Here is a 13321-nt window from a genome sequence, read left to right as displayed (position 1 = left end):
AGCCGGACCTGCGTGATATAGTCTGCCGACCTTCAAGACAGGGTGAACCGGATTATACCATGCTTCTGCTGCCCAACCCGCAGACACTCCGTTATCTTCTCCGCCACATGGCCACCATCTCTGTGGTCGCGCTGCTTGCCGCCTGCGCCGGAGACAAGGACCAGGAATACGTGGAACGCCCGGTCGGCGAGCTTTATGGCAAGGCGATCGAGGAACTGAACGACCGCAACTACGTTGAAGCCGCCCGGGCTTTTGACGAGGTGGAGCGTCAGCACCCGTATTCGACGTGGGCTACAAAAGCCCAGCTGATGTCAGCCTATGCCTATTACGAAGACGCAAAGTACGATGATGCCATCATTGCCTTGGACCGCTTCATCCAGCTGCATCCCGGCAACGTCGATACGCCATACGCCTATTACCTGAAGTCCCTGTGCTATTACGAGCAGATCAGCGATGTCGGTCGTGACCAGAAAATGACCGATATGGCCCGTTCTGCCCTGGAAGACGTCATCAACCGTTTTCCCGGCACATCCTATGCCCGGGATGCCCGCCTGAAACTGGATCTGACCCTGGATCACCTGGCCGGCAAGGAAATGGAGGTCGGGCGCTGGTATCTGCGGCATCAGAAATACCTGGCCGCCATAAACCGCTTTCTGGTCGTCATCAACCAGTATGATCGCACATCCCATGCCCCGGAAGCCCTGTACCGCCTGACCGAATCCTATACGGTCCTTGGTCTGAAGGATGAAGCCAAAAAGACAGCGGCTGTGCTGGGGCACAACTACCCGGGCAGTGACTGGTATGACGACGCCTATGACTTGGTCGAGCGTGGCGAGACAAATCCCGAGGCCAACAACGCAGCCCTCGACGAAGGCGGTGAAGGCTGGTGGGACAGCATTACCGACATCTTCTGAGAACGGCGGGTTCTGTCTCCGTATGAACACAAGGATAGCATCCTCTCATGCTTGTACGGCTGTCCATTCGTGACGTTGTTCTGATCGAACGTCTTGACCTGACGTTCGGAGCTGGCCTTGGCGTGCTGACCGGTGAAACCGGGGCTGGCAAGTCGATCCTACTGGACAGCCTGGGGCTGGCTCTGGGGGAACGGGGTGACAGCGCGTTGGTCCGCAATGGAAGCGATCAGCTGTCGGTTACGGCGGCGTTCGACCTTCCGGCTGCCCACCCGGCCCTGCTGCTGGCCCGTGAACAGGGACTGGACAGCCCGGACGGCGAGGAACTGGTCCTGCGTCGCACCGTGTCGCGGGATGGTCGGTCACGGGCCTTTGTCAATGACCAGTCCGCCAGCATCGGCCTGTTGCGCCAGCTCGGGCGGGCTCTGACGGAAATACACGGCCAATTCGATGCCCATGGCCTTCTGGATCCATCAACCCACCGGGGTGCACTTGATGAATGGGCGGGCACAGGCCAGGCCCGCCAGATATGCCAGCAGGCATGGCAAAGCTGGAACACAGCCCGCACCAACCGCCGCCGGATACAGGAAGGGCTGGACGCCGCCCGACGGGAAGAGGACATCCTGCGCCACCACGCGGAGGAACTGGCGGCTGTTGCCCCCAAAGCCGATGAAGAAAACAGCCTGGCCGAACAACGACAGTTGTTGATGAACCGCGAGAAACTGGCTGAAGGTCTGGAAACAGCCTTGCGGTCCCTTGCGGCGGGTGGAAGCGGGGTTGATGCCCTCTTGCGGTCTGTCTCACGGCAACTGGAACGCCTGACCCCCATGGCCGGGGAGGTCTTTCACCCCGTTATCGAATGCCTGGACCGGGCCGCTCTCGAAACGACGGAAGCCCACGCCACGCTTGAGCGGATCAGCAGCGCCCTGGATCTGGATCCCGGACAGCTGGAATATCTGGAAGACAGGCTGTTCACACTGCGCAGCCTGGCACGCAAGCACCATTGCCGGGTTGATGACCTGCCTGCTGTCCTGGAATCCCTGCATCAGAAGTTACGCGCCTTGGATGACGGGGGGGCTGATGTGGCGCAATGGGAGGCTGAAGAACGGCGTGCACGCGAGGCGTACCAGCATGCCGCACAAACCCTGTCGAACGTGCGTACCAAGGCCGCCGGACAGCTGGACAAGAAGGTTGCAGCAGAACTCCCCCCGCTGAAACTGGATCGTGCGCGCTTTGTGACGCGGGTTGAGGAACTGCCCGAAAACCGCTGGGGACCGGATGGAACGGATCTTGTCACCTTTGAAGTGGCGACCAATCCAGGGGCAACTCCTGGCCCGATCGGGCGCATTGCCTCCGGGGGGGAACTGTCGCGCTTCATGCTGGCCCTGAAGGTTGTTCTGGCCCGTTCGTCCACCATCCCCACGCTTGTGTTTGACGAGGTGGATACCGGTATCGGTGGCGCCACCGCAGCCGCTGTAGGGGAACGACTGGCCCGGCTGGCCGCGGATGTCCAGGTTCTGGTTGTCACCCATTCCCCCCAGGTCGCCGCACGGGGAACCCACCACTGGCGTGTGGTCAAGACAGTCCGGGGCGGAAAGACAACAACCGGGGTCGAACCTCTTGACGAAACAGCACGGCGCGAGGAAATTGCCCGCATGTTGGCTGGCGAAACCGTGACCGAGCAGGCACGTGCCGCCGCCGACAGCCTGATGCATTCCATCTGATCCGGACCGTGTGGATGAAAGAAATTGCTGCCCTTTCCCGACAGGAAGCTGTCGCGGAGATCGAAGCCCTGTCGGTCGAACTGCAACGACACGACACCCTGTATCACCGCGATGACGCCCCGGTTATCAGTGATGCGGATTATGACGCCCTGAAACGGCGTCTTCTGGCTTTGGAGGAACAGTTTCCCGATCTACGCCGTCCCGACAGCCCGTCGCTGCGGGTCGGGGCTCCGGCTGCAACCGGCTTCGGCAAGGTGCGGCACAAAGTCCCCATGCTGTCTCTCGACAATGCTTTTGATGCAGAGGAAACCGCCGAGTTCGTAGCCCGGGCCCGCCGCTTCCTGTCCCTGCCTGAAGACACCGTCCTGGATATCCTGGCCGAGCCCAAGATCGACGGGCTGAGTTTCTCTGCGCGTTACGAAGATGGTGTTTTCGTTCGTGCCGCAACCCGCGGCGACGGACAGGAAGGAGAAGACATCACAGCCAACCTTGCAACCGTTGCCGACCTGCCGGCGCGGCTGAATACGTCCACCCCACCCCGCATTCTCGAAGTCCGGGGCGAGGTGTACATGCGCCGTGATGACTTTGCGACCCTCAACAGCCGACACAGCGCACGTGGTGGCAAGGTCTTTGCCAATCCCCGCAATGCCGCCGCCGGGTCCCTGCGTCAACTGGATGCCAAGATCACGGCATCGCGCCCGCTACGCCTGTTCTGCTATGCGTGGGGAGAGCTTGACGGTTTCACGCCGGAAACCCACAAGGGCTGGCTGGACCAGCTGCAGGCCTGGGGGCTGCCTGTCAATCCGGAACACCGCCTGTGCCAAACGCTGGAGGATGTGGAACGCTTCGCAGCCGATATCTACGCACGGCGGACCGATCTTCCCTATGACATCGACGGACTGGTGCTGAAAGTCAACGACGTCGCACTACAGAAACGGCTGGGCTTTGTTGCCCGTGCACCCCGGTGGGCCATTGCCCGCAAGTTTCCTTCGGAACAGGCGCAGACGCGGCTGCGGTCCATTGAAATACAGGTCGGACGGACCGGGGTTCTGACGCCGGTTGCACATCTGGAACCTGTCACGGTTGGCGGCGTGGTTGTCAGCCGGGCGACCCTGCACAACGAAGACGAAATCCGCCGGCTGGATGTACGCGTCGGCGATCTGGTCACCCTGCAGAGAGCTGGCGACGTGATTCCCCAGATCCTCGGGGTTATAACCGGGCAACGCCACGCAGACAGCACCCCATTTGCGTTTCCCCATACATGCCCGGAATGCGGGGCTACCGCGACCCGCGAAGATGGCGCCGTCGCCTGGCGCTGTACGGGCGGCCTGACCTGCCCGACCCAGGCAACCGAGCGTCTGAAACACTTTGTTTCCCGCAATGCCTTTGATATCGAGGGACTGGGCGGGAAGCACATCGAGGCATTCTTTATCGATGCCCTGATCCGCACACCGCAGGATATTTTCACTCTGGAAGCACGCGACAAGGCAAGCCTGTCCAAACTGAAGAACCGCAACGGCTGGGGCCCGGCCAGTGCCGAGAAACTGTTTGATTCCATCAATGCCCGCCGCACCATTACCCTGGACCGTTTCCTGTTTGCCCTTGGCATCCCACAGGTTGGACAGGCCACCGCCCGCCTTCTGGCCCGTCATTACGGATCTTTGGGCAATCTGCTGGATACCCTGGACGCAATCCCCGTACCGGATGAGGAAGCCCGCCTCAGCGAGGCATGGCTCACCCTGACCGGTATTGAAACCATTGGTCCAGCCGTTGCGCAGGAACTTCTGGCTTTTGCGCGGGAACTCCACAATCGCGATGTGCTGCGGGCCCTGCAGGCTGAAATTACCATTCTGCCTGTCGAGGAACCGGATACAACCCACTCCGCGATTGCCGGCAAGACCATTGTGTTCACAGGAACCCTGACCCGGATGGGACGGGCTGAAGCCAAGGCCAAGGCCTTGGCACTGGGGGCAAAGGTCGCAGGATCGGTGTCAGCAAAGACCGATCTGGTTGTTGCCGGGCCGGGTGCGGGATCAAAACTGAAGCAGGCCGAGGCGCTGGGGGTCACCGTCATGGACGAGGACAGCTTTTTTGACCTTGTTTCCAACATGACCTGATGCCACACAGACGATCGTTTCCCTGCTCTCTGGCCCGGGCAACGGAAACCTGCCACAATTCACCTGCTTTCCCTGTCCCTGCTTGCGGATTATGCCCTGATGAACGCCTCGCCCCTCCCCTGGATGACTCTGGCCGACTGGCTTGGCTTGGCCAGCTTCTTTGCCTTGTGGACAGGTTATACAATCTTTGCCGATATCAGCCCGGCACGGCATCGATCGATTGCAACCCTGATGGCCAGCAGGCGGCGGGCCTGGTTCAGGGAAGCCACGCGACGGGATTTGCGCATTGTTGATGCCAATATTCTGGGCAACCTGCTGCAGGGCGTCAGTTTCTTCTCCTCCACCACAATCTTTGTCATCGGGGGCTTGATGGCCATGCTGGGAGTTACGGAAACCGTGGCCCATGCCATCGGGCGCCTTCCGTTTGCCGAAAATGGGAGCATCGATGCCCTGGAAAGCAAGATCTGCTTTCTTCTCGCCATTTTTGTATACGCATTTTTCAAGTTCAGCTGGGCATTCCGGCTTGCCAACTACTGCTCCATTACGGTAGGCGCACTGGGCCCGGCAGCGGATGCCGACAGTGAACGCTCCCGCTGTATTGCAGAAACAGCTGCGGTCCTGTCCTCGCGCTCGGGGCATCACTTCAACCGTGGCCTGCGAGCCTACTTTTTCGCACTGGGGGCGTTGGGGTGGCTGGTCAACCCTTTTCTTCTGACGGCTGTAACAGCCGGGGTTGTCGTAACCCTGTACCGTCGGGAGTTTCACTCCCTGGCCCTGCAATCCCTGTCGCACCTGAACGCGATCGATCCGGCACCTCCGACAAGGCCCGGCCAGTAATCACACCACGGCCCCGGGGTGGGCCATATTCCCGCCCCGGAACGCGTACATCAATGACGGGAAGAACGGTGTCCGCCACGCACCTTTGCTTCGGCCACAGCACGGTGGCGCAGGGCGGCAGCAGCCAAAACAGCGATACACAGAGAAACTCCAAAGACTGCCATAAATGATGCCATAGGCCCTGCCCCCGTCCTGAAGAATGACGATGACTCTATAGTGGGGAGACCCGCACCGGGCCGCAAGGGAGCCGTAGGAACCATAGGCTCTTTTTTCCGGACGGGAATATTCATAAAGCCCTTGATTGTATCTACAGATACAAGAAACCCCATGGATGCTGCTCAGAGCCCCGGCTTTCACAGATCTTGGGCACGGCACGCAAACAACATCGCACGCAGAGCTACCGGATACCCTTACCGCACCGGATTACCCCGAACGGCGAATCCACCCTGCCGGGCAACACGAGGGAGGAACCTCCTCTCCTGGAAAAAAGTCTTCCATGCGCTGTAGTTATCCAATCCCAATAATAAACGCCCACACTCCCCCCAAAGCCAGGGCGATGAAAGACGCAAAACCGGAGCCGATTGCCCAACGTCTGCAAGAATCACCACGCTCAGAGGATTCACACGTGTAAGCTGATTGTGAAAAATAGCAAAGAAATCCACGGAGTAGTGAAAGAGTGAACCCAGCAGAAAAACAAATCAGGGATCCGGAGTATAGTCTGAGCGTAGCCCCACTCTTGAAGGTAACAAGCGCAGCAATCGCCGCCAAATTCCCTGCAATTAGTCCATGAATAATCGTTACACCATAGTGGGCTGTGGACTGACAGCGGCCAGCGCAATTCGCTCTTGCTTATCGTACACGCCGCTCATCTGTTAGCGCCCCCCCCCTGAACATACAAAGAAAATACCTATATTAGGGATAATGGAAAAAGAATAAACAATCATTGACATCGGACAGGAATGTGCAAATTCCCGATAAAGATAAGTATGTTATGTTGATATAATGGAGCGAACCGATGCTCTTCACTACTCAAACAGTAGTTTGCCCTTATTTCGCAATAAAAAAGACCCCAGCACATCATAATATGTGAAGAGGTCTTCTGCATTTGGTAGCGGAGGAGGGATTTGAACCCCCGACCCCAGGATTATGATTCCCGTGCTCTAACCAGCTGAGCTACTCCGCCATCGCGCTGGGAGCGCTGTGTTTATCTGTTCTCCCATTTTGTGTCAAGCTGGATCTTCAACAATATATTCACCATCACACAATCACGGATCATGGACAAATGGCGACCAAAACAGCATGGTTCGGTCACCTTGTTGTTTGTACCGGATCCTTGCCACAATGCCTGCCCGCTGCCTTCTGCTGATACCACTGGCCCCCGTCATAGGATTCATTGCCCCGAAAGGCCTGTGGATCCTGGTGATGCTGACGGCCCTGTGGGGACTGTGGCACGTTCGCCCCTCGATGAGGGACCTGTGGTCCTACAACCCCTGGCTCTGGTCCCTGTTCCTTGTCGGGCTGGCACTGTCCCCCCTGTCCCTGATACCGGGCCACAGCGCTGTCGTCGCCCTGCGTCTCTTGCTGCTGACCCTGTGCGGTTCTGTGATCGCCATGGCCATGATGAGACTGGACACGCACCAGCGCGGCACACTCGCCCTGGTAACATTAGGCATCGCAACAGGGATTGGCGCCCTGGCCCTTCTGGATATGCAGACAGCCGGTATGCTGAGCATCCCGTGGCGCAAAACAATCACGATCAAGGCCTTGACCCAGGGCAGTCCCTACAGCCGTGGGGCAGCCTTTCTGGCACTGCTTCTGTTCCCCTGCGCCTTTGCCGGCTGGCAGGGGGGATGGCGGCGTAGCAGCATCACAATCGCATTCCTCGCACTTGCTGTCCTCAGCCAACACTCCAGTGAAACAGCCATCGGGGCCGTCCTTCTGGGTGGAACCGCAGCAGCAGTGATCCGCGTTCTGCCTGCCTTGTGGCGGTTGGTACCTGTGGCTCTGGCAACCGGCCTGCTGCTGATGCCTCTTCTGGCCCCGTCCCAGAATAGCCCGGCCTATTGCTTCTTTGTCGAACGGGCGCCATCCATGGCCCACCGCATGATGATCTGGACCTTCACAACCGGGAAAATCCAGGAACAGCCGCTGATCGGGTATGGCCTGGAGGCAGAGCGCGTCATCGAAGGGGGTAATGACACCATAGCCATGACCCGGTGCCATAATGGGACAACACTGGGCTATCTTGAAGCCATGCCACTGCACCCGCACAACGGCCCGCTTCATATCTGGTTTGACCTGGGCCTTGTCGGGGCCATCCTCGCGGCGGCGGCTCTTTTCTTTGCCCTGCGCCGTATCCCTCCCGGAACGCCACGGGTAGCCACCACAGGCGGAGCCGTTATAGCCTTTGTCATTGCATCGCTGGGCTATGGGCTTTGGCAAACGTGGTTTGTGTGCGCCTTGTGGATTGCCCTGCTGTTCCTGATCCCCTTGCCACAGGAAAACAGCATGGCCCCAAAAGATGGAGACCTTGATACAGCTGCAGCATCATGAGACCCTTTCGGGAAGAAAATCGATGACGGGCCTGTCTGAATGTCAACGGTTCTGGTTGCAACACCGTCCAACGCCGCACTGTGGGCAGAGCTGCTGCAACGTGCCTGCCCTGGAAGAACCATCTCCTTCTATGACAAGACAGCCCCGCTTGCCCGGTCAACCGATGACCTGATCCTCTGGAAGCCGGACCAAGACCTATTTGAGCATGTTGTGGTGAGACGCTCCATCTTTTGTCTTGGGGCCGGCGTAGACGCCATTCTGGCACTCCCCAACCTGCCCCGCACCGTTGACCTTTTCCGCCTGGTTGATACCGGCATGGCACCACAAATGGCAGCATGGTGCAGTTACGCCGTGCTTCACTTCTTCCGTGACATGGATGCCTATCAGGACAGCCAAAGGGAAAAGAGGTGGCACCCGCTGCCATACCGGGCACCCGCAGACTTCCCGGTTGGCATTCTGGGAGCCGGTACATTGGGAATAGCCGTTGCCCGAGCCTTGTCCGGGTTTGGCATACCCGTGACCGGCTGGCGTCGCACTGCCTCCGGACAGGCAACCGATTTTCCCTGTGTCTATGGCCCGGAAGGGCTGCACACCCTTCTTGCCAACAGTATGGCTGTCATTTGCTTGCTGCCCCTGACACCAAAAACCCGGGGCCTGATCGATGCCGGATTCCTGGCACGCATGCGCCAAGGGTCCGTGTTGATCAACGCGTCACGCGGGGATCTGGTCGTGGAAAAAGATCTGCTCAACGCTCTGGAGCAAGAACATCTGCACGGTGCTTTTCTGGATGTGACATCTCCGGAACCACCGCCCCTGGACTCATCCCTGTGGCATCACCCCGGCATCCGGTTGACACCACACAGTGCGGCCGCAACCATACCTGAAACGGCTGTCGCGCAAATAGCCGCTGCACTGGAACAGCTTGACCGGGGTGAGCGGCCCGCCGGGTACGTTGATCCCGATCAGGGATACTGACGATCAGCGGAACACGACCCTGTCGTGACTCAGCCACAGGATAGCCCCACTGTCAGTTCTCACCTGATGATACAGCGCACCTGTTTTCCGCATCCCGGGATCAGACACAAGCACATGCCGGGAATCAAGTGGCCCACTGACGACGGTTCTGGAGTGCAGAATGCGACACCCGGGGCCAGCTATAATCCGACCGGCCTCTGCATACTGGTGCATGCCCAGCGCGGCATGGTAACGGCGCAGAAGGTCGGGGTTAACACAGGCATACTCCTGCTGGCGAACCATGCCCTGCCCGAATTCCAGCACAGGCGAGGACGAAAGCCCTGCATCAATAAAGGTAGCAAGAGAATGTACAGGGGCCGCGTTATCCCCGTAACCGGTCCGATAATGGTTTGCCAGCGTCATAAGATCACGGGGAACGAACCCAAGCGACTGGTATATACGTGACCCGTTACCATCGCCCAAACGGTCCAGGCGTTGCTTCCAGTCGCTGAAACGGCAGCACGCATCGAAACCAACCCTGTGAAACTCCGGATCATGCCGGAATGTCTGCAATTCATTGTACAGTCCCCTCAGGACAGCAACATGATCGGCTTCTATCGGTGAAGCTGGCGACCCCATACGACCAGCAGACACGTTATGATCAAGATATCGGGGAAGAAAGAGTGCGCACAGAACAACAAGACATGCGAACAGGGCTGTCCGAACAACACGTCGCCGCACTGGCGGACCAAGGCGTACGCAGGACCGCATCGCCGCACAGGCCATGGCAAAAAACAGGATCAGGGACAGGATAAACGTGATTTCCTGCATGGTTTCCACCTTGTCCGAAAGCACAACGCTGACAAGTCAGGATTACAGGACACATTATTCCCCCCACCCGGATGCACAGGACAGGCAGAAACAGAAAGACAGCACACGGTATACAGCCAGAACCATGGCTGAAGCACACAAACAGCCACATATGTTACACGCTGGCATATGACCGCCTGGAAAGACAGGCACAGCAAACATGTCCCCGGGATTTCCCCGGGGACAAAATCAGTTCCTGCACCACGGCCGGGTCAGAGATGAGCTTCTACACAAACTCCGGTGCCGAAACAGCAAACAAACCACCGGTTATCAGCGTATAGTCTGTCACGTCAGATGGCATAAGGTGCACAACCCCCATCATGGTGATGGCCATTTCATGCGTCTGGATATCACCATCCACATCCCCGTACAGGACCAACCCACTTCCATCCTGTGCCCGCTGATACCAGAGGGAATGGGCTGTCGGCGTCTGACCGGAGAAACCGAACAGCTGCTCCCCCGGCTGCAGGGTGTTGGCATCAATATTCATCAAACAGATACGGTCACCATCAGCCCGGCTGAAATCAACAATGATGTCGCCGAATGTCTCGTCCAGGGACCAATACTGAAACGCATCGGATGACTCTCCACCGGTCAGGGTATCGGCTCCTTGCCCACCTGTCAGATAGTCAATGCCATCTCCGCCCTTCAGGCGATCATTCCCGTCGCCTCCAACCAAGTGATCGGAGCCATCACGCCCGACAAGAAGGTCATCGCCACCGCGACCATGGATCCTGTCATCCTCCGAACCACCAAACAGCAGATTGGCATTGTCTGTACCCAGAACAACATTGTTCACACCATCTTTACCAACAAACGTGCTGATGCCGACAAAATCAGGAGCCTCCAGATCCGCAACAATTGTGTCGTCCCTAGAGGACACAAACGTCAGTGCCGAACCAACAATATCGGCTGCCAGCCCGGATGAAGGCGCATTCTGCACACGGACTGCCGCCTGCATCACCCCGCTGTCGGGCACCCGCACCGGCGAACTGTCTGAATGGCCTAGGTCCGGAGGGAACGGCAGGTCTCCGGCCAAGAGAATATCCTTCCGCTCCAGATCATCGACCCCATTCAATCGCACTTTAAGCTCAGGGGTTGATACGTCACCATCCCTGTCCACAGACAGCAGCAGATCACCCCCGTCACGGGTGAACCAGGCCGAATACGGGGTTGCTACGTCGCCCGCAAAATCAAGCTGTGGTGCCAGCCTGGAAAGATCGATGCGGTCGCCCTCGTCCTGACTGAAGTCACGGATGATGTCCCCTGGCACAGGGTCAAACGCAGAAAAAACAAACAGATCGGCACCGGGTCCACCGATCATGATGTCCGCACCGATCCCACCGTCCAGAATATCATCCCCGAAGCCACCCGAGAGAGCATCATCACCAAAATCACCACGCATCACATTCGGACCTGCATCGCCGAGCAAAACATCGTTACCCATGCCCCCGGTCACGTTTTCGACATTGCGTACAACATCGCCGGGCACGCCACCGATCCAGACGGCACTGCTGTCCGAACCATTCAGCTCAACCCACAAAGACGGGAACTGTCCCCTGTAAAGGACCGTATCCCTGCCCCCTCCCCCGTCCAGGATCCGGTTCCCGCCAAGACCGGCCAGGACATCATCCCCTGGTCCGCCATACAACTGGCTGGCCCCGGACGCCACCAAACGGTTGTTAGCTGCATCCCCGATCACAGTCCCCATGACAGGGAACATCAACGTAACATTCTTGATGCTTTCCATGCCGGGCACTGTCAAATCGACCACCACCTCAGGGCTGCCGACAGATGGCTGCATGTGCATCACACGACCGCTCTGATGAATGACAAGGTCGGAATCCAGATCCTTGGGAACACGATGGCCAGAGCCAGATACATCAGCAAAAGAAGAAGCCGCCTCACCTACACCAGAATCCGCGACTGTGCCCCCTTCAAATTCCGGAAACACAATATTGCGCACACCGTCCTGGATCACGTCGCCAACCTGATCCAGAACGCGTCCAACCTCACGGCTGACATCCGGAAGCTCCACCTTCTTTACCGCGTCAACACCGTCCTGGATCACATCACCAACCTGATCCAGAACGCGTCCAACCTCACGGTCGACATCCGGAAGCTCCACCTTCTTTACCGCGTCAACACCGTCCTGGATCACGTCGCCAACCTGATCCAGAACGCGTCCAACCTCACGGTCGACATCCGGAAGCTCCACCTTCTTTACCGCGTCAACACCGTCATGGATCACATCACCAACCTGATCCAGGGCATCCCGACGTGCTTCCTTGTCTTTCAGAAGACGAGACCATTTGATCTTCATGGCAGATTCCCTCCTGCGCCTTGATAGCTATGAATCAAGGTGCGCTTTTTTCTCCATAAATATCAACCCTAGATATTTTCTTTTCTATACAAACAACCTTTAATAAATAGGCGAAAGCACCGTAAAACCAACAGCCACGGATACTACACAAGACCGTCCAGCAGCCCTTGGTCGAAGGAGAGAGGGGACATGCCCTGCAAGAAAATATTAATCTCGCAGCTGTTGAAATTCCCATCAACATCACCCTCCAGCAAGAGTGGCTTGCCGGCACCACTGACCGTATACCACAAGGCATGGGGCGCAGGTTTCTCACCGGAAAGAACGAAGGGCTGCTCCCCGGGCCTGTCCTTGTCTGCATCACCCAACAAGGCGATCTTCAGCTCCATAGAGACATGCGTTCTCTCGGCCACAGAGCGCGCAAGAGGTGCGCCATGCCCCTCGAATGCATTCGACGCAAAAACATACATGCCCGTTTTCTGATGATCCGCCAGCGCAGAGAGAAGCGTAACGGACTCAGAAGACGTTGTTTCGGCATGGCTGTAGAACCAAGCTGAACCATAATGATCAACGATCAGAAAAAGGGGGGACGAAACCGTTTCCGGTATTTCGATAAACCCATGAACATCTGGTCCGGACTCCGGATCTTTCAAAGGATCAAAAATATCATTCATGAACAGGTTGAATTCCTGGGTCTCCATATTCCCGTCTGTGTCCCCCCTGAGGGTGATAATCCCGTTTAATTCATCCAGCCACAGGGACCAGGGGAAAGAATCAGAGCCACTGAAAAACAACCCCTCACCTGTGCCAGAAAGATGGAAGGTCTGACCGTCATCGGTATGAAAGTCTGTTACGATATCATCACCGTCATACCCCTCTGTCACATAAGACAGCTGGTCCGGTACAGACGTATGCAACGTAAGATCCAGCATGGTATCGGCAAAGCCCTCAATATCCATCGGGCCTGCGGCATGAACGAACGAGCGTTGTGCATCATGTGTCATGGTATTCCCCCTTCATACGGTTTCTGACCGC

10 protein-coding genes and 1 tRNA gene are annotated in these 13321 nt (G+C 57.8%); 6 read left to right on the top strand and 5 right to left on the bottom strand.

The genetic code is table 11. From position 1 onward, the window contains the following. Positions 1 to 59: 59 nt before the first annotated feature. The 4 genes from HEQ72_RS03955 to HEQ72_RS03940 all read left to right on the top strand — a co-directional run bounded on the left by HEQ72_RS03955 (position 60) and on the right by HEQ72_RS03940 (position 5589). Positions 60 to 914 carry an outer membrane protein assembly factor BamD gene (locus HEQ72_RS03955; RefSeq protein ID WP_168019711.1) on the top strand — a complete coding sequence of 285 codons (855 nt, stop codon included), beginning with the start codon at positions 60 to 62 and terminating at the stop codon, positions 912 to 914. A gap of 47 nt (positions 915 to 961) precedes the next feature. Further along, complete coding sequence (recN, locus tag HEQ72_RS03950; RefSeq protein WP_168019712.1) at positions 962 to 2635, top strand: DNA repair protein RecN; 1674 nt, start codon at positions 962 to 964, stop codon at positions 2633 to 2635. A 14-nt stretch (positions 2636 to 2649) separates the two neighbouring features. Continuing rightward, positions 2650 to 4752 carry an NAD-dependent DNA ligase LigA gene (gene ligA, locus HEQ72_RS03945; protein WP_168022625.1) on the top strand — a complete coding sequence of 701 codons (2103 nt, stop codon included), beginning with the start codon at positions 2650 to 2652 and terminating at the stop codon, positions 4750 to 4752. Between the two features lie 99 nt (positions 4753 to 4851). Beyond that, entirely contained in the window at positions 4852 to 5589 is a 738-nt protein-coding gene (locus HEQ72_RS03940) for a DUF599 domain-containing protein (protein ID WP_168019714.1), read from the top strand. A gap of 50 nt (positions 5590 to 5639) precedes the next feature. On the opposite strand, the gene HEQ72_RS03935 is transcribed toward HEQ72_RS03940, so the two are convergent. Both HEQ72_RS03935 and HEQ72_RS03930 read right to left on the bottom strand, forming a co-directional pair. After that, positions 5640 to 5918: a hypothetical protein gene (locus tag HEQ72_RS03935; protein ID WP_168022624.1), complete on the bottom strand. Its 279-nt coding sequence runs from the start codon at positions 5916 to 5918 to the stop codon at positions 5640 to 5642. Between the two features lie 777 nt (positions 5919 to 6695). After that, a tRNA-Met gene (locus HEQ72_RS03930) sits at positions 6696 to 6772 on the bottom strand. A 158-nt stretch (positions 6773 to 6930) separates the two neighbouring features. Here HEQ72_RS03930 and HEQ72_RS03925 point away from each other — a divergent pair. Further along, positions 6931 to 8142, top strand: coding sequence for an O-antigen ligase family protein (locus HEQ72_RS03925; protein WP_168022623.1), 1212 nt, complete (start codon positions 6931 to 6933; stop codon positions 8140 to 8142). A gap of 39 nt (positions 8143 to 8181) precedes the next feature. Further along, positions 8182 to 9117 (top strand): 2-hydroxyacid dehydrogenase, encoded by a 936-nt coding sequence (locus tag HEQ72_RS03920; protein ID WP_168019717.1) that lies wholly within the window; start codon positions 8182 to 8184, stop codon positions 9115 to 9117. Positions 9118 to 9120: 3 nt separating this feature from the next. On the opposite strand, the gene HEQ72_RS03915 is transcribed toward HEQ72_RS03920, so the two are convergent. From HEQ72_RS03915 to HEQ72_RS03905, 3 genes are all read right to left on the bottom strand, one after another. Continuing rightward, positions 9121 to 9927: a hypothetical protein gene (locus HEQ72_RS03915; protein WP_168019718.1), complete on the bottom strand. Its 807-nt coding sequence runs from the start codon at positions 9925 to 9927 to the stop codon at positions 9121 to 9123. A gap of 265 nt (positions 9928 to 10192) precedes the next feature. After that, positions 10193 to 12289, bottom strand: coding sequence for a calcium-binding protein (locus HEQ72_RS03910; protein ID WP_168022622.1), 2097 nt, complete (start codon positions 12287 to 12289; stop codon positions 10193 to 10195). 143 nt (positions 12290 to 12432) lie between these two features. After that, complete coding sequence (locus tag HEQ72_RS03905; protein WP_168022621.1) at positions 12433 to 13290, bottom strand: hypothetical protein; 858 nt, start codon at positions 13288 to 13290, stop codon at positions 12433 to 12435. Positions 13291 to 13321 lie beyond the last annotated feature (31 nt).

This window comes from Haematospirillum sp. 15-248 (assembly GCF_012102665.1).
GTDB lineage: Bacteria > Pseudomonadota > Alphaproteobacteria > Rhodospirillales > Rhodospirillaceae > Haematospirillum.
Note: the sequence above shows the minus strand (reverse complement) of the source record. Positions and strands in the feature narration are given on the sequence as shown.